General features: G+C 61.8%; 18 protein-coding genes and 1 pseudogene. 10 read left to right on the forward strand and 9 right to left on the reverse strand.

The genetic code is table 11. From position 1 onward, the window contains the following. Nucleotides 1-55: 55 nt before the first annotated feature. A complete protein-coding gene (locus E5W87_RS02035; protein WP_292393498.1) occupies nucleotides 56-766 on the forward strand; it encodes a DeoD-type purine-nucleoside phosphorylase in 711 nt (236 codons plus the stop codon). Here the strand turns inward: E5W87_RS02035 and E5W87_RS02040 are convergent. Continuing rightward, complete coding sequence (locus E5W87_RS02040) at nucleotides 763-1068, reverse strand: ribbon-helix-helix domain-containing protein (protein ID WP_126106434.1); 306 nt, start codon at nucleotides 1066-1068, stop codon at nucleotides 763-765. The two genes, E5W87_RS02035 and E5W87_RS02040, sit on opposite strands and share 4 nt — an antisense overlap. A 262-nt stretch (nucleotides 1069-1330) precedes the next feature. Here E5W87_RS02040 and E5W87_RS02045 point away from each other — a divergent pair, with 262 nt between their 5' ends. The 3 genes and pseudogenes from E5W87_RS02045 (at nucleotide 1331) to E5W87_RS02055 (ending at nucleotide 3729) form a co-directional block, all read left to right on the forward strand. Next, a complete protein-coding gene (locus E5W87_RS02045; protein ID WP_127291606.1) occupies nucleotides 1331-1726 on the forward strand; it encodes a VOC family protein in 396 nt (131 codons plus the stop codon). A 73-nt stretch (nucleotides 1727-1799) separates the two neighbouring features. Beyond that, on the forward strand, nucleotides 1800-2330 hold the full coding sequence (locus tag E5W87_RS02050; RefSeq protein ID WP_127204127.1) for a gluconate 2-dehydrogenase subunit 3 family protein: 531 nt from the start codon (nucleotides 1800-1802) through the stop codon (nucleotides 2328-2330). Nucleotides 2331-2375: 45 nt separating this feature from the next. Beyond that, nucleotides 2376-3729: pseudogene (locus E5W87_RS02055) on the forward strand (GMC family oxidoreductase). Nucleotides 3730-3801: 72 nt separating this feature from the next. On the opposite strand, the gene E5W87_RS02060 reads toward E5W87_RS02055, so the two are convergent. Next, on the reverse strand, nucleotides 3802-5715 hold the full coding sequence (locus tag E5W87_RS02060) for a PhoX family phosphatase (RefSeq protein WP_292393502.1): 1914 nt from the start codon (nucleotides 5713-5715) through the stop codon (nucleotides 3802-3804). Between the two features lie 118 nt (nucleotides 5716-5833). Continuing rightward, entirely contained in the window at nucleotides 5834-6229 is a 396-nt protein-coding gene (locus E5W87_RS02065; protein WP_292393504.1) for a hypothetical protein, read from the reverse strand. Nucleotides 6230-6531: 302 nt separating this feature from the next. On the opposite strand from E5W87_RS02065, the gene urtA reads away from it, so the two are divergent. The 6 genes from urtA to E5W87_RS02095 all read left to right on the forward strand — a co-directional run bounded on the left by urtA (nucleotide 6532) and on the right by E5W87_RS02095 (nucleotide 12832). Next, nucleotides 6532-7842, forward strand: a complete 1311-nt coding sequence (gene urtA, locus E5W87_RS02070; protein ID WP_292393506.1) for an urea ABC transporter substrate-binding protein — start codon at nucleotides 6532-6534, stop codon at nucleotides 7840-7842. A 126-nt stretch (nucleotides 7843-7968) separates the two neighbouring features. Beyond that, nucleotides 7969-9585 (forward strand): urea ABC transporter permease subunit UrtB, encoded by a 1617-nt coding sequence (urtB, locus tag E5W87_RS02075; protein WP_292393508.1) that lies wholly within the window; start codon nucleotides 7969-7971, stop codon nucleotides 9583-9585. Further along, on the forward strand, nucleotides 9582-10814 hold the full coding sequence (gene urtC / locus E5W87_RS02080) for an urea ABC transporter permease subunit UrtC (RefSeq protein ID WP_292393510.1): 1233 nt from the start codon (nucleotides 9582-9584) through the stop codon (nucleotides 10812-10814). Before urtB ends, urtC begins: the two co-directional genes overlap by 4 nt. A 3-nt stretch (nucleotides 10815-10817) precedes the next feature. Beyond that, nucleotides 10818-11564 (forward strand): urea ABC transporter ATP-binding protein UrtD, encoded by a 747-nt coding sequence (gene urtD / locus E5W87_RS02085; protein WP_292393512.1) that lies wholly within the window; start codon nucleotides 10818-10820, stop codon nucleotides 11562-11564. Nucleotides 11565-11634: 70 nt separating this feature from the next. Next, nucleotides 11635-12330 carry an urea ABC transporter ATP-binding subunit UrtE gene (gene urtE / locus E5W87_RS02090; protein WP_292393514.1) on the forward strand — a complete coding sequence of 232 codons (696 nt, stop codon included), beginning with the start codon at nucleotides 11635-11637 and terminating at the stop codon, nucleotides 12328-12330. A 325-nt stretch (nucleotides 12331-12655) separates the two neighbouring features. Beyond that, nucleotides 12656-12832: a hypothetical protein gene (locus tag E5W87_RS02095; protein WP_292393516.1), complete on the forward strand. Its 177-nt coding sequence runs from the start codon at nucleotides 12656-12658 to the stop codon at nucleotides 12830-12832. A 38-nt stretch (nucleotides 12833-12870) separates the two neighbouring features. Here E5W87_RS02095 and E5W87_RS02100 read toward each other — a convergent pair whose 3' ends face one another. From E5W87_RS02100 to E5W87_RS02125, 6 genes are all read right to left on the reverse strand, one after another. Then, nucleotides 12871-14022 (reverse strand): GGDEF domain-containing protein, encoded by a 1152-nt coding sequence (locus E5W87_RS02100; RefSeq protein WP_292393518.1) that lies wholly within the window; start codon nucleotides 14020-14022, stop codon nucleotides 12871-12873. An 88-nt stretch (nucleotides 14023-14110) separates the two neighbouring features. Beyond that, nucleotides 14111-14917, reverse strand: a complete 807-nt coding sequence (locus E5W87_RS02105) for a DUF72 domain-containing protein (RefSeq protein WP_292393519.1) — start codon at nucleotides 14915-14917, stop codon at nucleotides 14111-14113. 26 nt (nucleotides 14918-14943) lie between these two features. Further along, nucleotides 14944-15408, reverse strand: a complete 465-nt coding sequence (locus E5W87_RS02110) for an N-acetyltransferase (protein ID WP_292393521.1) — start codon at nucleotides 15406-15408, stop codon at nucleotides 14944-14946. Continuing rightward, nucleotides 15405-15815, reverse strand: coding sequence for a DUF302 domain-containing protein (locus E5W87_RS02115; RefSeq protein ID WP_292393523.1), 411 nt, complete (start codon nucleotides 15813-15815; stop codon nucleotides 15405-15407). Before E5W87_RS02115 ends, E5W87_RS02110 begins: the two co-directional genes overlap by 4 nt. Next, complete coding sequence (gene uvrA, locus E5W87_RS02120; protein WP_292393525.1) at nucleotides 15815-18736, reverse strand: excinuclease ABC subunit UvrA; 2922 nt, start codon at nucleotides 18734-18736, stop codon at nucleotides 15815-15817. Before uvrA ends, E5W87_RS02115 begins: the two co-directional genes overlap by 1 nt. A gap of 903 nt (nucleotides 18737-19639) precedes the next feature. Further along, nucleotides 19640-19933 carry a hypothetical protein gene (locus E5W87_RS02125; protein WP_292393642.1) on the reverse strand — a complete coding sequence of 98 codons (294 nt, stop codon included), beginning with the start codon at nucleotides 19931-19933 and terminating at the stop codon, nucleotides 19640-19642. Nucleotides 19934-20019 lie beyond the last annotated feature (86 nt).

Raw genomic sequence — 20019 nt, forward strand, 5'->3', positions numbered from 1 at the left:
CGCCAGCCTGCCATGATTGCGATGACAACGCGGCGGAGATTTTGGGGTAGATGCCGTGACGCCGCACAACGAGGCAGGCAAAGGCGATTATGCCGAAACGGTGCTGTTGCCGGGTGACCCGCAGCGCGCCGAATGGATGGCCGAGACTTTTCTCGAGGCGCCGCGCTGCGTTAACCGCCGCAGGGGCGCCCTCGGTTTCACCGGTCTTTTCCGGGGCAGGCCGGTCAGCATCCAGTCGACGGGGATCGGTGTCTCGTCATTTCTCATCTACGCGCACGAATTGTTGGACTTCCATCGCGTCAGGACGCTGATCCGCACCGGTACCTGTGGCGCCTTGACCGCCAAGGTCGGGCTGCGCAGCCTGGTGATCTCGCAATCGGTTCATGGTGAAAGTGCAGGGAGTGGCCAGGTCTACGGGCTCTACGATGCCGCTGCTGGCCCCGATCCGACGCTGCTTGCCCGCGCTCTGGCCAGGGCTGGCGAACTCGACATCGAACACTATGCCGGGCTGACGGCCTGCAGTGACATATTCTATCATCCGGAGGGGAGTGCCCGCTTTGCCGAGGTGCAGGCTGAAGGCGCGCTCGCCGTGGATATGGAGACCAGCGCGCTCTATCGCATCGCGGCCCACTTCGGCGCCCGGGCGCTGTCGTTGCTGACCGTCGTCGACAATGTGGTGACCGGCGAGCAAACCGACTATTCCGAACGCCAGGCGCTTTTCACCGATATGACCCGGCTGGCCCTCGATGTTGCAGCCGAAAACTAGGCTGCTTGCCGCTTAGGCGTCGTGTGTTCTTCGATACCTGGCCGATGGCCTTTCAGATAGAGAGCACAGGTCGTGCGCAACATCGACGCGAAGTTTGGAATCTGGCCATTGATCTCGATAGCCTCGTCATAGAGCTTCGAGATGAATTTCGGCGTCGTCAGACCCTGGCTGTCGGCGATCTCGTCGAGCAAAGCCCAGAACGTCGCCTCGAGCTGGATGCTGGTCGAGTGCCCGTCGATGCGGATCGAGCGGTTGATCTGTCGGTAGCCCTCCGGATCCTGCCCGGCAAAAACCCTGCACATCGGTTACCTCCCTTCTTGTTGGCTTTGGCCATTCTTGTTGATTTTTGGGCGCAATCAGCAGTGATTCGCGCCTTTGAGCAGTGCCTATCGTGGCCAATTATCTTCAGCTGGAAAGCGGAAAACAGCAATCGGACTTTCGTCCTTAAGCAGTATGCCACGCGGTCGTTAGATTAGCGCGTGGTAATCGGCTGCCACCATCTTTGCCGAAACCCGCGCATAATCATGCCGACGCGCATATGGCGCTGCTGCAAGGGAGTGTCATTTGGCGAAGGCGATCCACACCATGATCCGGGTTCTGGAGGAAGCCCGGTCCGTCGATTTCTACCGGAAAGCCTTTGGGATGGATGTCGCCGAACGGCTCGATTTCGATACTTTCACGCTCGTCTATCTGAGCAATGCCGAGGCGGAGTTCGAGGTCGAGCTCACCGTTAACAAGGGCCGTGAAGAGCCTTATGCGCTCGGCGATGGCTACGGGCATCTCGCCGTTTCGGTCATCGATCTGGACAGCGAACACGACCGGCTTGGCGCGCTTGGCCTGAACCCGAAAAAGATCGTCGAGTTCAACCGCGACGGAGCGCTGCTCGCGCGCTTCTTCTTCATCGAGGATCCCGACGGCTACAAGATCGAGGTCCTGCAGCGTCGGGGCCGGTTCAAATAGGAGACATCGCGGCCGCGCCGCGGCGCCAGCAACGGCACCTTCACGGTGCAAATAGCAAGCAAGGGAGGAAGAAATGGTCACGATTTACGAAAGCAAGCCCGGGCTGTCGCGCCGCGAACTTCTGAAACGCGGCGGTGTCGGCGCATTGCTGGTCATTTCAGGCAGCGCCGTCATCAGTCCGCAACATGCCTGGGGTCTCCAAACATCCGCGCTAAAGCCCGAAACCATGGCGACCCTGATTCAGATGGCGCGCGACATCTACCCGCACGATCAAGTGCCTGACAAATATTACGCAATCGCCGTCAAGGCCCATGACGAGCAGGCCGGCAAAGACCCGGCCCACAAGGATCTCATCGAAAAGGGCATCGCCGATCTCGACTTGAAGTCGGGCAAGGACGGCTACACCGGTCTCGGCTGGGAGGAGCAGCGCGTTGCCGTGCTGAGGGAGATCGAGGACACGCCGTTCTTCCAGGCGGTCCGCGGCGGACTTGTCGTCGGCCTCTACAACCAGAAGGAGGTCTGGCCGATTTTTGGCTACGAGGGCGAGTCCTACTCCAAGGGCGGCTACATGGCGCGCGGGTTCGACGACATCGAGTGGCTCTGAGCCTCTCGTCGCAACCGCACACAACAGACATCGTGGGAGGAAACCATGGCAGCAGCATTTGATCTCAAGAACAATGGCGTGGTCGTCATCATCGGCTCGGGCGCCGGCGGCGGCACGCTCGGCAACGAACTTGCCCAGAAGGGCATCGATGTCGTCATCCTGGAGGACCTACGGAAAGCTGGATGGCGCCAACCTGCTTGATTGGCCGATCACGCTGACCGATCTGGAGCCCTACTACGCAAAGGCCGAAGACAAGCTTGGCGTGACGCTCACCAACAACATCCCGGGCCTTCCCGGCAACAACAACTTCAAGGTGATGAAGGCCGGCGCCGACAAGCTCGGCTACAAGGAGTGCCACACCGGCCGGATGGCGATCAATTCCGAGCCGCGCGACGACCGCAATGCCTGCCAGCAAACCGGCTTCTGCTTCCAGGGCTGCAAATGGGGCGCCAAGTGGTCGACGCTGTATACCGAAATCCCGAAGGGCGAGGCGACCGGTCATCTCGAGGTCAGGCCGAATGCCATGGCTATCAAGATCAACCACGATGCCTCAGGCAAGGTGACCGGCGTCGTCTATGCCGACAAGGACGGCAAACTGCAGGAACAGAAGGCCCGCATTGTCGCCGTCGCCGGAAACTCGATCGAGAGCCCACGGCTGCTGCTCAATTCGGCATCGAGCCAGTTTCCCGACGGCCTTGCCAATTCGTCGGGACAGGTCGGCAAGAACTACATGCGCCACACCACGGGCTCGGTCTACGGCATCTTCGACAAGCCGGTGCATATGTATCGCGGCACCACGATGGCCGGAATCATCCGCGACGAGGCGCGCAACGACCCCTCGCGCGGCTTCGTCGGCGGCTATGAGCTAGAGACGCTGTCGCTCGGCCTGCCGTTCATGGCCGCCTTCCTAAATCCCGGCGGCTGGGGACGTTCCTTCACCACGGCGCTCGATCACTACGACCATATGGCCGGCATGTGGATCGTCGGCGAAGACATGCCGCGCGAGGAAAACCGCATCACGCTGCATGCCGACATCAAGGACGAGCACGGCATGCCGGTGGCGGATGTCCATTTCGACGATCATGCCAACGACACCGCAATGCGCAACCACGCCTACAAACAGGGCTCGGCGCTGTACGCGGCGGTCGGGGCGACGCGGACCTTCCCGACGCCGCCCTATCCGTCGACCCACAATCTCGGCACCAACCGGATGAGCGAGAAGGCGGCCGACGGCGTCGTCAACAAACATGGCCAAGCACACGACATCAAGAACCTGTTCGTGTCGGATGGCAGCCAGTTCACCACCGGCGGCGCTGAAAATCCAACTTTGACGATCGTGTCGCTGGCGATTCGTCAGGCCGATTATATCGCTGAACAGATGTCGGCTAAGAGCATCTAGCCGTAGCCCTCCCGGCTGCCAGCCGGCGCGGAGCCTCGCATGGTTCCGCGCCTGTTTTTGTCGGTGCCAGAGCTACGCGCCGACCGGCTTGCCATCCTTGCGGCGGATGGCGACCACGGCGGGCCGCGGCGGCTGGCCGTCCTTGAAGTCGGGCCACAGCGTCGCGGCTTTGTCGAGCGTCTCGGCGTCCTCGGCCGGGTGCTGGACCGACAGGAACAGCGTCGTGCCATCCGGCGTGAAGCAGGGGCCGGTAGCCTCGGCACCCTGCGGGCAGGTGAAAAGCAGCTTTGGTAGGCCGCGCGCCGAACCTTCGGTGTCGATGCCGTAGACACCGTCCGGCAGATCGAAGTCGTTGGCGCCATCGGTCCCGACCCAGAGCCGCCCGGCCGGGTCGAAGGTGATGTTGTCGGGGCATACGAACCAGCCATCCTCCGACGTGTCGGCATGGAAGGTCGCGCCGACCGCGGCGTCCTTGGGATTGCCGCACAGCACGAACAGGTCCCATTCGTATTTTTCGGCCGTATGGTCGGCCTCGGCACCACGGCCGCCGGGCGGGATCAGCTCGACGATATGGCCCCAGAGGTTTTCGGGGCGCGTATTCGCCGGGTTGACCTTCGACTGGTCGCGTTTCTTGTTCTTGGTCATCACCGCATAAACGCGGCCGGTGACTGGATTGGTCTCGATATCCTCGGGCCTGTCCATCGGCGTAGCACCCAGTGCGTCGGCCGCCAGCCGTGTCTTCAGCAGCACTTCGGCCTGGTCGGCAAAGCCGTTTTCGGTGGTGAGCTTGCCCTGGCCGTGAACCAGCGGCAGCCAGGTCATGGTGCCGTCGGCATCGAACCGCGCCACCGAAAGCACGCCGTCATCGAGAAGGTCCTTGCCGGAGGCCGGGTTCGCCGGATCGTAGGCCCGGTTCGAGACGAAGCGGTACATGTATTCGAAATAGTCGTCGTCGCCCATGTACACGGCAACGCGGCCGTCCTTGTTGACGACGACGGTGGAGGCTTCGTGCGACATGCGGCCGAGTGCTGTGCGCTTCACCGGCTTCGAGGTCGGATCATAGGGATCGATCTCGACCACCCAATCGAAACGGTTTGCCTCGTTCGGTTCCTTGTCGAGGTTGAACCGGTCATGGAAACGGGCACGGCCATAGAAGTCGGAGCCGTCGAAAGCGTAGCGATCGAGGATGTCGGCAATGGGTGCCTTTTTCGGATCGCCACCAAAAATATCGGAAACGCCTTCCTCGCATGTCAGCACGGTGCCCCATGGCGTGACACCGCCGCCGCAATTGTAGCTGGTGCCGAGAACCCTGGTGCCGGTTGCATCCGCCGAGGTTTTCATCAGCGCATGGCCGGCGGCGGGACCGGATACGGTCATTTCGGTGTTGGCCGTGATACGGCGGTTGAGCGGGCTGTCCTCGACGATCGCCCACTTGCCGTCCTTCATGGCAACTTCGACGATCGAATGGCCCATGGCCGCCATGCCGAGATCGACCTGTTCCCTGGACATCATCTTGCCGGCATCGTCCTCGGTCATGCCGGGAAACATCACGTTGGGAGAAATGTATTCGTTGTTGACGCAGAGCAGGCCGTGGTCGGAGCTGACCGAGCCTTTCGGCAGCGGCATGAAGGCGATGTAGTCGCAATTGTAGCCGAAGCGCTTCTCCTGCTCACCGGCGGCGACCTTGTTGCCATCGAAATCCGGCAGGCCGGTTGCGAGCGCGTCGCCCCAGCGTGCCACTATCGTGGTCTCGTACCCTTCGGCGGCGGCATGGGTTTTGTCGTAGACGCGCTTCAGCTCGGGAAAGCCCAGCGTCGAGAGTGCGGCAGCGGCATGTGTTTCGCCGGCAAACAGCGAGCCGACGAAGCTGCCGCCCGCAAGCAACGCGCCGGATGCAAGGCCGCCTTTCAGCAGACCACGGCGTGAGACGCGCGCGGCGATGACGTCGCGAATGACAGGGGAGGGTGATGACGGGGAGTTGGCCATGATGTCTGCCTCTCTGGGTGGATGGTAACGGCGCACCGCTGCCTATGCTGCTTCGGCAACATCCGGATGACATGAGAGGGAACACTTCCTGTAACGCGATGGCGGCCCGGGACCGCGCTCAACGTTTCGTACAGGTCGAGGCGGTGAAGGCGCCGTCAGGCTGCTTCATGATGATGTCGAAGGATGGGCTGGTTTGACCGTCCAGGGTGGCTTGCGTAAGCGATATCGAGTTGCCGCCGGTCGTGTAGCCGCCCAATGGACCCAACCAGGTGATCTCGCCGTTTGCATCCATTTGATAATTGTAAGCCTGCGAAGCGGTTCCGAAGGTCACCGGGCCGCTATAGACGTTCCCCTTGATGGTGATGTCGCCAAGGCTGAGGAACGTGCCAAGCAGATAGACTTCGCAGTGATAGGCACCGTCCGGCAATTTGCCGTCGGTGAACTCGGCGCGTGCGCCGCCGGTGGCCGCAGCCAGAAGCACTATGCTGAAAATACGAGAAATCCTGGGGGCCATGACGTCGCTCTGTTGAAGATCGAACTTGCCCCATTTTCCTGCAGCGCTGCAACGGTTCGCCGTCTTTGATGTGGTTCTGCTCAAGATTTATGCATTAATTGGCATGTGAGCAAAACTTAGGCGAGTGCGGGTCGTTTTTTCTCAAGCAGAACGCCGGCGGCGGCGCTCATCTTTGGCGGCTAATATATTAACCGGCTGATAGAGCTAGGAAATCTCAGCCTGCTCAATTTTGCTCCTGCGGTTGGCACAGCCGTTGCATGGTCTGTTTGCGATGCGATCAACCAGCTTGGGAGTTTTGAAATATGAGGGGCAGTTTCTCGACAATAACAAAAATGTTTTCGGCAAGCGTGGTCACGGCCGGCCTGCTGACGAGCGTCCCGGCCAAGGCGGCTGACGACACGATCAAGGTGGGCATTCTCCATTCGCTGTCGGGGACCATGGCGATTTCGGAGACGACGCTGAAGGACGCCATGCTGATGCTCATCGAAGAGCAGAATGCAAAAGGCGGCCTGCTCGGCAAGAAACTCGAAGCGGTCGTGGTCGACCCGGCTTCCAACTGGCCGCTGTTCGCCGAAAAGGCACGCGAGCTGATCTCCAAGGACAAGGTCGCGGCGGTGTTCGGTTGCTGGACCTCCGTGTCGCGCAAGTCGGTGCTGCCGGTGTTCAGCGAACTCGACAACATCCTGTTCTATCCCGTCCAGTATGAGGGCGAGGAGAGCGAGCGCAACGTGTTCTACACCGGCGCGGCGCCGAACCAGCAGGCCATTCCGGCCGTCGACTACCTGATGAGCGAGGATGGCGGTTCGGTGAAACGCTGGGTGCTCGAAGGCACCGACTACGTCTATCCGCGCACCACCAACAAGATCCTCGAAGCCTATCTGAAGGCCAAGGGCGTCGCCGCCGAAGACATCATGGTCAATTACACGCCGTTCGGCTTCTCCGACTGGCAGACCGAGGTCTCGACGATCAAGAAGTTCGGCTCGGCCGGCAAGAAGACCGCCGTCGTCTCGACCGTCAATGGCGACGCCAACGTGCCGTTCTACAAGGAACTCGGCAACCAGGGCATCAAGGCCGAGGACATCCCGGTCATGGCCTTCTCGGTCGGCGAGGAAGAGCTTGCCGGTCTCGACACCGCGCCGCTCGTCGGCCATCTCGCCGCCTGGAATTACTTCCAGAGCATCGACACGCCGGAGAATGCGAAGTTCATTGCCGACTGGCACAAGTTCATCAAAAACGACAAGCGCACCACCAACGACCCGATGGAAGCCCACTATGTCGGCTTCAACATGTGGGTGAAGGCGGTCGAGAAGGCCGGCACCACCGATCCTGACAAAGTCATCGATGCCGTGGTCGGCGTCTCGGTGCCGAACCTGACCGGTGGTTATTCGACCATGATGCCGAATCATCACATCACCAAGCCGGTGCTGATCGGTGAAATCCAGGCCGACGGCCAGTTCGAGACCGTCTCGCAGACGCCCGGCCTGGTGATGGGCGACGAGTGGTCCGACTACCTGGCTGATTCGAAGGACCTGATCTCCGATTGGCGCGCGCCTCTGTCCTGCGGCAACTTCAATGTCGCCACCGGCAAGTGCGGCGGCAAGGGAACCAACTGATCCTCCCGGGTCTGACCGGTCGTGGATCTCTCCACGACCTAGACCGCGACGCGTCCGGGCGAACTCCTCCTCTCCTCAGTCCGCCCGGACGCGAACTTCCAACCCTTCGAGAGTCGCCAGAAACCGATGATCTTGATCCGCGTGATTGGGCTGACGCTGCTGCTCCTCCTGGGGATGCTGTCGCCGTCGAATGCTGCCGAGGCGGATCTGCGCGCCATCGTCACCAAATTCGCCACTGCCTCGAATTTTTCAGCGATCGAAGCTGTCGTGCACGAGCTCGCGGCTACCGGTGATACTGCCGTCGAACGCCCGCTTGGCGCGCTTGCGGAGGGTGATCTTTACGTCCGCAAGACCGATTCTCAGGTTTTCATCGGCAAGGAAGGTGGCGGCAGCGTTGAGCTGCTCGACCCGCTGAGCGGTGAAAAGTCCGGCGATGCGGCCAAGGGCGAGATCACCAAAATCAAGGTCAACAATACGCTGCGCCGCGCCGTCCGCGATGCTTTGGGCACGCTGACGCTCGGCGCGAAAGACCCGGCTGCGCGCATCGCCGCCGCCGACACCATGTTCAAGACACCCGATGCCACAAACATCGAGCCACTCGATGCCGCAATCGCCAGCGAAACCGTGGCAAGCGTCAAAGCGCTGCTCGAACAGGCCCGCGCCGCATCTGTTCTGGCGTCGGATAGGCCGGAGGCCGACAAACTGGCGGCGATCGCGCTGATCGGCGCGCGCGGCGACCGCAACGCGCTGTCCCTGCTCACCTCCGTCGAGGCCAATTCCGAAGGCGCGGTCAAGGACGCGGCGACGGCGGCGATCGCCAACATCAATTCGACGCTGGCACTGTGGGATGCTGGCCAGAACATCTGGTACGGCATTTCGCTGGGGTCGGTGCTGCTGCTGGCGGCGATCGGCCTTGCCATCACCTTCGGCGTCATGGGCGTCATCAACATGGCGCATGGCGAAATGGTCATGCTCGGCGCCTACACCACCTTTGTCGTGCAGGAGGTCATCCGCAATTCATTTCCTGGCCTGTTCGACTGGTCGCTGGTCATTGCGCTGCCGCTCGCCTTCCTCGTTGCGGCGCTTGTCGGCCTTGTCATTGAGCGCGGCGTCATCCGTTTCCTCTACGGCCGGCCGCTGGAGACGCTGCTGGCGACATGGGGTGTCTCGCTGATCCTGCAGCAGGCCGTGCGCACCATCTTCGGGCCGACGAACCAAGAGGTCGGCAACCCGTCATGGATGTCCGGTTCGTTCGATATCGGCCAGCTTGCCGTGACCTGGAACCGGCTCTGGATACTGGTATTCGCGCTCGGCGTGTTCGCGGTGCTGCTCTATGTGATGAAGCGCACGCCCTGGGGCCTGCAGATGCGCGCCGTCACCGCCAACCGCCGCATGGCCGCATCGATGGGGATCAGGACGCCATGGGTCGACGCGCTGACCTTTGCATTGGGATCCGGCATAGCCGGCATCGCCGGCGTCGCGCTTAGCCAGATCGACAATGTCTCGCCCAATCTCGGCCGCGGCTACATCATCGACAGCTTCATGGTCGTCGTCTTCGGCGGCGTCGGCAATCTCTGGGGCACGCTGGTCGGCGCCTTCTCGCTCGGCATCGTCAACAAGTTCCTCGAACCCTATGCCGGGGCAGTCCTCGGCAAGATCGTCGTCCTGGTCCTCATCATCCTGTTCATCCAGAAACGCCCGCGCGGCTTGTTCGCGCTGAAGGGCAGGTCGGTGGAAGCATGATCACGGGACGCTTCTTCGCTGCCGGCGCCGACCGCCGCATCGCCATCACGATCTTCGTCCTGCTGGCGGTCGCCATCATCGTGCCGCTGCTCAATCTTGCGGTCTCGCCCACAAGTTCCTTCAACGTGCCGTCCTATATCGTCGCGCTCACCGGTAAGTATCTCTGCTACGCGCTGCTCGCCTTGGCACTCGATCTCGTCTGGGGCTATTGCGGCATCCTCTCGCTCGGCCACGGCGCCTTCTTCGCGCTCGGCGGCTATGCGATGGGTATGTATCTGATGCGCCAGATCGGCTCGCGCGGCGTCTACGGCAATCCGCTGCTGCCGGATTTCATGGTGTTCCTGAACTACAAGGAATTGCCATGGTTCTGGTACGGTTTCGACCATTTCTGGTTTGCCGCGATCATGGTGCTTGCGGTGCCCGGCCTGCTCGCCTTCGTCTTCGGCTGGTTCGCCTTCCGCAGCCGCGTCACCGGCGTCTATCTGTCGATCATCACCCAGGCGATGACCTATGCGCTGCTGCTTGCATTTTTCCGCAACGACATGGGTTTCGGCGGCAATAATGGCCTGACCGATTTCAAGGATATTCTCGGCTTCAACGTGCAGGCCGATGCGACACGCTCGGCATTGTTCGCGGCCAGCGCGGTCACGCTGGCGCTCGCCGTCTTCGTCACCTGGGCAATCGTCGGTTCAAAATACGGCAAGCTGCTGATGGCGGTGCGCGACGCCGAGAGCCGCACGCGCTTTCTTGGCTGGCGCGCGGAGAACGTCAAACTGTTCGCCTTCACCGTGTCGGCTGTCATGGCCGGCATTGCCGGCGCGCTCTACGTGCCGCAGGTCGGCATCATCAATCCAGGCGAGTTCGAACCGTCCAATTCTATCGAGGTCGTGGTATGGGCGGCCGTCGGCGGGCGCGGCACCATCGTCGGGCCGATCATCGGCGCGCTCGTGGTCAATGCCGGCAAATCCTGGTTCACCGGCGTGCTGCCGGAGTTCTGGCTGTTTGCATTGGGCGGTCTGTTTGTCGCCGTCACGCTGTTCCTGCCCAAGGGCATCGTTGGCATGTGGGATTCCTGGCGCGGCAATGCCAAGGCGCTGCGGGCGGCCTCGATCGCCGAGGAAGCCGGCACCGATGCCGAGGTCCCGGCGCCGCCGAAGATCGTTCGCAGGGCCGCGAGAACGCCTGGCGACTGGTCGGCATCCAGCCCCGAACCGCAGCCGGCGGAGTGAGCGATGTCGAAGAGCAACACCATCCTCTATCTCGACGGCGTCTCGGTTTCCTTCGACGGCTTTCGCGCCATCAACAATCTGTCGCTGGTGCTCGACAAGGGCGAGATGCGCGCGATCATCGGTCCCAACGGTGCCGGCAAAACCACGATGATGGACATCGTCACCGGCAAGACGCGGCCCGACGCGGGCGAGGTTTATTTCGACGGCGAGGTCGACCTGACGAAACATGACGAGGCCGAAATCGCCATGATGGGCATCGGCAGGAAATTCCAGAAGCCGACCGTCTTCGAGAGCCATACGATCGAGGAGAATCTGATGCTGGCGCTGAAGGGGCCACGCTCGATCTTCCCGGCGCTGTTCCATCGCCACTCGGCCGCGGAAGTGCGGCAGATCGACGACATCCTTGGCATTATCCGGCTTGGCGACAAGCGTAGCGAACTCGCCGCCAATCTCAGCCATGGACAGAAGCAATGGCTCGAGATCGGCATGCTGCTGGCGCAAGATCCGAAGCTGCTGCTGGTCGACGAACCGGTCGCCGGCATGACCGATGCCGAGACCGAGGAGACCGCGCGGCTGCTCAAGGATATTGCGCGCGACCATTCGGTCATCGTCGTCGAGCACGACATGCATTTCGTGCGCGAGCTCGGCGTCAAGGTCACCTGCCTGCACGAAGGCTCGGTCCTTTCCGAAGGCTCGCTCGATTTCGTCTCAGCCGACGAGCGGGTCGTCGAAGTCTATCTGGGGAGATGATCATGGTCTGGCGCGTTCCGTTCCATCATTTCGACCTTTCGTTCTTCAGGCGTTGGAGAAAGCGCTGACCATGCTCGAAGTCTCCAATGCCACGCTCCACTATGGCGCCGCCCAGGCGCTGCGCGGCGTCTCGCTGAAGGCCGGCGCGGGCAAGATCACCTGCGTGCTCGGCCGCAACGGCGTCGGGAAAACCAGTTTGATGAGATCGATCGTCGGCCACCACCGGCTGACGAGCGGAAGTGTTGCCTTCGAGGGGAAGGCGCTCGACCGGAGCGCGGCGTATGATCGCGCCCGGTCGGGCATCGCATTCGTGCCGCAGGGCAGGGAGATCTTCCCGCTGCTCACCGTGCGGGAAAACCTCGAATCGGGCTTTGCGCCATTGAGGCGCGCCGATCGCAACATTCCCGGCCACATCTTCGAATTGTTCCCGGTGCTGAAGCAGATGCTCGGCCGCAGGGGTGGTGACCTTTCCGGAGGCCAGCAGCAGCAGCTTGCCATCGGCAGGGCGCTGGTGATGCGGCCGAAGCTGCTGGTGCTCGACGAGCCGACTGAAGGTATCCAGCCGTCGATCATCAAGGATATCGGCCGCGCCATCCGCTATCTGCGCGACCAGGCAGGCATCGCCGTGCTGCTGGTCGAACAGTATCTCGATTTCTGCCGGGAACTGGCGGACGAGGTCAACATTATGGACCGCGGCCTGATCGTCCACACCGGTCCGGCCGAGGATCTCGACCGGGCGGACGTTCGCAAGTTTCTTACGGTGTAGGGTCGCAAACCTCTAGGATTAGCCGAACCATTCCTCCTTCGTCATCCTGGGGTCTGCGTCGCTTCGCTCCTTGCTTCGCCCCAGGATGACGAAGTCACGAAGGTCTGCAGTCTTTCTTCAATCCCACCGGCTGCAACTCTAGCGCACCGAAGATTGCATGCTAGTCTTTACTTGGCCTTGTTGAGTCGGCCGCTTTCCGTATCAGTCTCGTTGACAGATCAAGGGTGAGGCGCGGGCTCAGCCGGCATGTTCCATGCAGGCCGCCTCCTTCCTGCGATCTGATCGTTGTTCAACGCTTTTGGGGCACTTGGGCCCGGGACAGCCGATGGAACGTTATGTCGAGGACTACCAGAAAAGACGGCTCATCGAGCGCGTTGACATCATGACCGCCATCAACATTCTGAAATCGCAGGGATATGATCACGACGAGCTGATTGCGGAGATCACCAAGGTCTTTTACGTCGATCTCGATGCCTACAACGAGGTCGTCATGGCGGCATAAGAGCTGGCGGAGGGCGGCTGCCCTGTATTGCCAAGCGACTAACTCGCGCGTCGGAATATCGAGGCCGCGACGCGGTTGCGACCGCCACGCTTGGCGACATAGAGCGCCTTGTCGGCGGCGCTGAGCACCTTGTCGAAACTTATGCCGTCCTTGCTGCCGAAAGCATATCCGGCGCTGACGGTGCATGTCAGGTGACGGGTTTCGGTCTCGATGACACGCGCGGCGAAGGCGGTGCGTATACGGCCGGCGGTGAATTCCACCGTTTCGGGCAGGGTGCGCTTCAGAACCAGCGCGAATTCCTCTCCGCCCATGCGCGCGGCGACATCGGTCGGGCGAAGGTTCTCGACGAGTTCCTCGGCGAACACTTTCAGCACCTGATCGCCCGTGGCGTGGCCGAATTCATCGTTGATGGCCTTGAAGCCGTCGAGGTCGAACACGACCACCGCCGTGAAAGCTCCGATTGGGGCGCTGCCATTGAGATCGAACAGGGCGCGGCGATTGAGCAGGCCGGTCAGCGGATCGGTCAGCGCATCCAGACGGTGATGTCGGGCCAGGCGACCCTGGTTGAGCGCCAGCGAAAGGGCACCGATGCCGGTCATGCTGGCGATGACGATGACGAGGCTCAGATCCTCGGCCCAGTTGCTCGGCGCATGTCCGAGGACAAGCTTCCCATCCCACGCAAGAGCCACGGCACACAGCACAAAGGAAACGCCGGTGGCCGAGTAGAGCACGGCGAGGCCGATGATCGGGACAGGGGCTTCAGCGCGCCCGATCCAGTACTGATAAGCCGTTGCAAACAGAAGCAGGGCGGCAAGGAGATTTTCGAACATGAAACCGAGCCCGTCATATCCGAGCGCCATCGGCGGCAGCGCCAGGGCAAGCGAAATGCAGCTGCCGAGAGCCGTCAGCGGGATCGGCGATCGGCCTGACCTGAACTGGTAGGCGGCGCCCAGCATGGTCGAGAACCCAACCAGGAGCAGGGCGAACGTCGCAATGCCGAGGATGCGTCCGGGCGTCTCGATATAGTCCTGGTAGATAAAAACATCGCCGACGACCAACAAAGCGCTGATCGCCCATGTCAGCAGGAACTTTTCAGTTCGTGCTGTCAGCCAGATGCCGAACAACGTCAGGCTCAGGCAGGCGGCGGAAAAACCGACGGCCAGCAGAAGTGAGTGGTAGTCGAGCGACATGCCCTAACCCGCGGCTGCCCTAGCTCCGCGGATTCATGCAGCAAGGAGGTATCGATAATGGTGGTGAAGATGTCACAATTCCAGGCCGTCAGCCTGTGACGCGCTTCATCAGCGCCATGGCGCCGAAGGGCGCACGGACCTTGCCTTCGGTGATGAAGTAGACGAACACATCGCGCGGTTTTACCGGTGCATCGGTCGACGGATCGGCGCGCGGCAGGTCGGCCGGCACCTTGCCTCCCGCCCAGGTTTTTGCGCGCGCCGCCCATTCGTCGAGCGCCTTTGGCGTGTAGCAGTCGGGATTGTCGTCGCTGCCGGTCTGCAACCGGGCATAGATGAAATCGCCGGTGACATCGGCGATCCCAGGATATTTGGCGTGGTCGGCGTAGACGATCGCGACCTTGTATTTGCGCGCCAGCGCGGCGAATTCCGGCACGATGAAGCTGTCGTTGCGCACCTCCACCGCATGGCGCAGGGCCACGCCGTCCTGCTTTTCAGGCAAAAGCTTGAGGAAGGCTTCGAAATCGTCCGGGTCGAATTTTTTGGTTGGCGCGAACTGCCACAGGATCGGGCCGAGCTTGTCGCCGAGCGCGGCGACGCCTGACCCCAGGAAGCGCATCATGGACTCGCCAGCCTCGCCGAGTACGCGGCGGTTGGTGACGAAGCGGTTGCCTTTCAGCGAATAGACGAAGCCATCCGGCGCCTCACCAGCCCATTTGACGAAGGTCGGCTCCTTGAAGCTCGAATAATAGGTGCCGTTGACCTCGATGCTCGGCACCTGCCGGGTTGCGTAGTGCAGCTGCTTCGCCTTGGATAGCTTGTCCGGATAGAAGGACGTGTCCCACGGCTCGAAGGTCCAGCCGCCCATGCCGGCGCGGATTTTTCCTGATTGGGTCATTGTCGTCCTCCCGAGTTTGAAATGGATCAGGCCGTAGCGATCGTCTCGACAGTCTTCGCCATGTCGACGATCGTCCACCCTGGCCGGTATGGATTGGGCCGACGACCCGTTTCGTGAAAGCCATACTCTTTGTAGAGCGCGATGTTCCGCTCCATCTTGGCGTTGGTATAGAGCCGCACCTCGGGCAAGCCCCACAGCTGTGTCTGTTCGTCTGCGTGATTGAGCAGGGCGATGCCATGACCCTTGCCCTGGAAGGCAGGAGCGACGGCGACGGAGAAGATCATGCTGTGATCCGGATGCCGTTCGAGAACCAGCAGTCCGGCCGGCTCGCCGCCACCCTCCAGTAGCCAGACCTCACCGCGCTCGATACGCGGCGCATAATCTTCGGTGACCGGGATCGGCGGCGCGCCGAGCAAGGCGGTGTAGGGAGCGTAGGCGGCTTCGGTCAGCGAGAGGACATCGCCAAGATCGTCGGACCGAGCCAGCCTCATAGCGGATCCGTGCCGGTGGCTGCTGCGACTACCTTGTCCATGCCTGCTGCGATAGCCGCGACGGCATCGCGGCTGACGGCGCCGAGGCCATGGCGTTCGGCCAGCCAATGCGCGTCGTTGTAGGACAGCCAGACCTTATCTTGTGCATCTTCCCAGGCCAGCGCTTTAACCGGCAGATCGATACCGGCAAGCTGCCGGTCCTGCATCAGCGGCGTACCGCCTTTCGGATTGCCGAAAATCAAGAGTTCGGTCGGACGCAACGATGCGCCGACATCGTGTGCGCCGGCAGCGTGATCGATGCGCGCAAAGACAAGCAATCCCGCGCGCTTTACCACCTCAGTTAGGCGATCGATGGTTTCGGTCACGCCAAAACGGCTTTCGACCGTGATGAGGCCGTTCTTCGCCATCACTCCGCCGCTTCGCGCTTGCCTCCGGGCCGCCGCTCCAGCAATTCCCGCAGGAAATGCCCGGTGTAGCTGCGCTTCTCGCGTACGATGTCCTCCGGCGTGCCCGACGCCACCAGCTCGCCGCCGCCGTCGCCGCCTTCGGGGCCAAGGTCGAGCACCCAGTCGGCGGTCTTGATCACTTCGAGATTGTGCTCGATGACGACCACCGTGTTGCCCTGGTCGACCAGCTCGTGCAGCACTTCGAGCAGCTTGGCGACGTCGTGGAAATGCAGGCCGGTGGTCGGCTCGTCGAGGATGTAGAGCGTCTTTCCGGTCGCCTTGCGCGACAGTTCCTTGGCCAGCTTGATGCGCTGCGCCTCGCCGCCCGACAAAGTCGTCGCCTGCTGTCCGACATGGATGTAGCCGAGGCCGACCTGCTTCAGCGTGTCCAGCTTGTCGCGCACGCCGGGTACTGCGGCGAAGAAGTCGACGCCTTCCTCGACCGTCATATCGAGCACGTCGGCAATAGACTTGCCCTTGAACAAGACGTCGAGCGTCTCGCGGTTGTAGCGCTTGCCGTGGCAGACGTCGCAGGTGACATAGACGTCCGGCAGGAAGTGCATCTCGATCTTGATGACACCGTCGCCCTGGCAGGCCTCGCAGCGTCCGCCCTTGACGTTGAATGAGAAGCGACCTGGCTGATAGCCACGCGCCTTGGATTCCGGCAGGCCGGCGAACCAGTCGCGGATCGGCGTGAAGGCGCCGGTGTAGGTGGCGGGATTGGAGCGCGGCGTCCGTCCGATCGGCGATTGGTCGATATCGATGACCTTGTCGAGGAATTCGAGGCCCTCGATGCGGTCATGCTCGGCCGGGTGCTCGCGCGACCCCATGATGCGGCGCGACGCCGCCTTGAATAAGGTCTCGATCAGGAAGGTCGACTTGCCGCCGCCGGACACGCCGGTGACGGCGGTGAAGGTGCCGAGCGGGATTTCGGCGGTGACGTTCTTCAGATTGTTGCCGCGCGCGCCGACGATCTTCAAGCGCCGATTCTTCTTGGCCTCGCGACGCACGGCCGGCGTCGCGACTTCGAGCTCGCCCGACAAATATTTGCCCGTGATCGAGGCCGGGCTCGCCATGATCTGCTGCGGCGTTCCCTGCGCGATGATGTGGCCGCCATGGATGCCGGCGGCCGGCCCGATATCGACGACATAGTCGGCATGCAGGATGGCGTCCTCGTCGTGCTCGACGACGATCACCGTGTTGCCGATGTCGCGCAGATGCTTCAGCGTGTCGAGCAGGCGCGCATTGTCGCGCTGGTGCAGGCCGATCGATGGTTCGTCCAGCACGTAGAGCACGCCGGTCAGGCCGGAGCCGATCTGCGAGGCCAGCCGAATGCGCTGGCTCTCGCCGCCAGACAGCGTGCCGGAATTACGCGACAGCGTCAGATAGTCGAGCCCGACATCGTTGAGGAAGCGCAGCCGCTCGCGGATCTCCTTGAGCACGCGCACTGCGATCTCGTTCTGCTTGTCGCTGAGAGAGGCGGGCAGCTCGGTGAACCAATGGTCAGCCTTGCGGATCGACAGCTCGGTAATCTCGCCGATGTGCTTTCCGGCGATCTTCACAGCAAGCGATTCCGGCTTCAGCCGGTAGCCGCGACAGGCCGGGCAAGGCGTGGCCGACATGAAGCGCTCGATCTCCTCGCGCATCCAGGCAGATTCGGTTTCCTTCCAGCGCCGTTCGAGATTGGGAATGACACCTTCGAAGGTCTTGGTCGTCTTGTAGGAGCGCAGACCGTCATCGTACTGGAAGGTGACCTCGCGCTCGCCGGTGCCATGCAGGATGGCTTGCTTTGCCTCTTCGGTCAGATCCCTGAATTTGTCGCCGAGCTTGAAGCCATACGCCTTGCCCAGCGCCTCCAGTGTCTGCACGTAGTAGGGGGAGGTCGATTTCGCCCATGGGCTGACGGCGCCGGCACGCAGCGACAGATTGTCGTCGGGCACGATCAGGCTGGCGTCGATCGCGCGCTGGCTGCCGAGGCCGTCGCAGGTCGGGCAGGCGCCGAACGGGTTGTTGAAGGAGAATAGCCTCGGCTCGATCTCGGGAATGGTGAAGCCGGATACAGGGCAGGCGAATTTTTCCGAGAACAGGATGCGCTCATGCGTCTCGTTCTTCGACTTGTTGACCGAATCCTCGCCGGTCTGGCTGGCGTCGAGCGGCCGGTCGGCGAATTCCGCCACTGCCAGCCCGTCGGCGAGCTTCAGCGCGGTTTCGATGGAATCCGCAAGCCGCGTCGCCAGGTCGCCACGCACGACGATGCGGTCGACGACGACGTCGAGGTCGTGCTTGTATTTCTTGTCCAGCGCCGGCACGTCGGCAATTTCGTAGAAGATGCCGTCGACCTTGACCCTCTGGAAGCCTTTCTTCTGCAGATCCAGCAGTTCCTTGCGGTACTCGCCTTTGCGGCCGCGCACCATTGGCGCCAGGATGAACAGGCGCGTGCCTTCCTCGACCGCCAGCACGCGGTCGACCATCTGCGACACCGTCTGGCTCTCGATCGGCAGGCCGGTGGCCGGCGAATAAGGGATGCCGACGCGCGCGAACAGCAGCCGCATGTAGTCGTAGATCTCGGTAACGGTGCCGACCGTCGAGCGCGGGTTCTTCGACGTGGTCTTCTGCTCGATTGAGATGGCTGGCGACAGGCCGTCGATCTGGTCGACGTCTGGCTTCTGCATCATTTCGAGGAATTGCCGCGCATAGGCCGACAGGCTCTCGACGTAGCGGCGCTGGCCCTCAGCATAGATGGTGTCGAAGGCGAGCGACGACTTGCCGGACCCCGACAGGCCGGTCATGACGATCAGGCTGTCACGCGGCAGGTCGAGATCGACATTCTTCAGATTGTGTTCGCGCGCCCCGCGAATGGAAAGATATTTATGGTCGGCCATCGCCGGTCGCCGCCTCAGATCTGGAATCTCATGGGATGGCGGGTTGTCCCGGCCATCCCCTATGTAGGTAATTTCGTCACCTTTTCGAGAGACACCACAACTCTCGACCAAAGCCTTTAACCGTCTTTCGCGCAGGCGAGCAAGCGGAAAGAACAAAGGCCGAACACGCTCCTGACAAAAGCGTCCATGAAACCAGCTTCACAAGCCGCCCCATCATGGTGGGTTTAAAGTTTCAGGCGTTTGCTGGCTCGCGAACCTTCTCTGACAAGCAAAAGAGCAGAAGACGAATCCCACAAGGCCGACAGGATAGATAGTGCAGCGCGCAGCACTCTAATCCACGGCCGATGCCGCGCTGCTCAAAACTGCAGCGGATTTCGGATTTGCCGTATAAGCGATCACATTTTTTGTAATCGGCTATCCAACTGTTGACGTCTCTGCCTCAGAGAGTCAGACTCTGAACGTCACCGAAGCCGGCCGTCTTTCGATGGCCTCGCCACCCTAAGGTGGCCTGCTAGACGTCGCAGGCTTTTGCGATATGTGCTTCGGACGACACCAGTCGCAATGGACAGAAGAGGAGAGCAGAAGGAATGACTCCACCGGACAGTCCCTTGAGGCTCCACGTGTCGGTGGAGCCGCGGCAGGCATAAGTGCCAGGGCTAGGCGTTTGCGCCGCCCGACAAACCGTGACCTGCCGATCCTTATAAAAATCAGAGACCACTAGTCGGATCAGCGGCTGAACACCGCAAAGCATCCGAAATCGAACGCCGGCAGTATATTCCCGGCAAGTTTGGATTTTAAATCCAAGAAAGCCCCGACCGTTTTGCTGAAGCAACGGCGGGGCTATTCGTTTCAGATGACCGCAGGCGCACGGGCTGCCTTGTGGCAGCGATGAAGGCAGATGGCCTATCGCCGGGAGGGCTTGATCGAGCCGGCGCCGACATCGAAGGTTATACTGCCGGAAATCCTGACATCGGTATCGCCGATCTTGAACTGGCCGTTGTTATCGTTGCCGGGCACGGCATCGTCGGGTTCGGGAGCCGGTTTGGTGATGCGATAGTCGTCGGCCACGCCGGGCAGCGTGGTTTTGTGCGAAGGCGTTAAATTGTCTTCGGCAAACGCCGTGCCGGAGGTCATCGCCGCGACGGCGATCCCGATGGTCAGCCGGTTCAAACTAATGCGTGGATCTTTGTCGGACATCGAACGACCATATCGCCGCACAGGGCCTGAAGCCAGACCGGTGGTGATCAAACTTGCCGAACGGGCTTGGCTGTTGCCGCTTATGG

It is taken from the genome of Mesorhizobium sp., assembly GCF_004962925.1.
GTDB lineage: Bacteria > Pseudomonadota > Alphaproteobacteria > Rhizobiales > Rhizobiaceae > Mesorhizobium.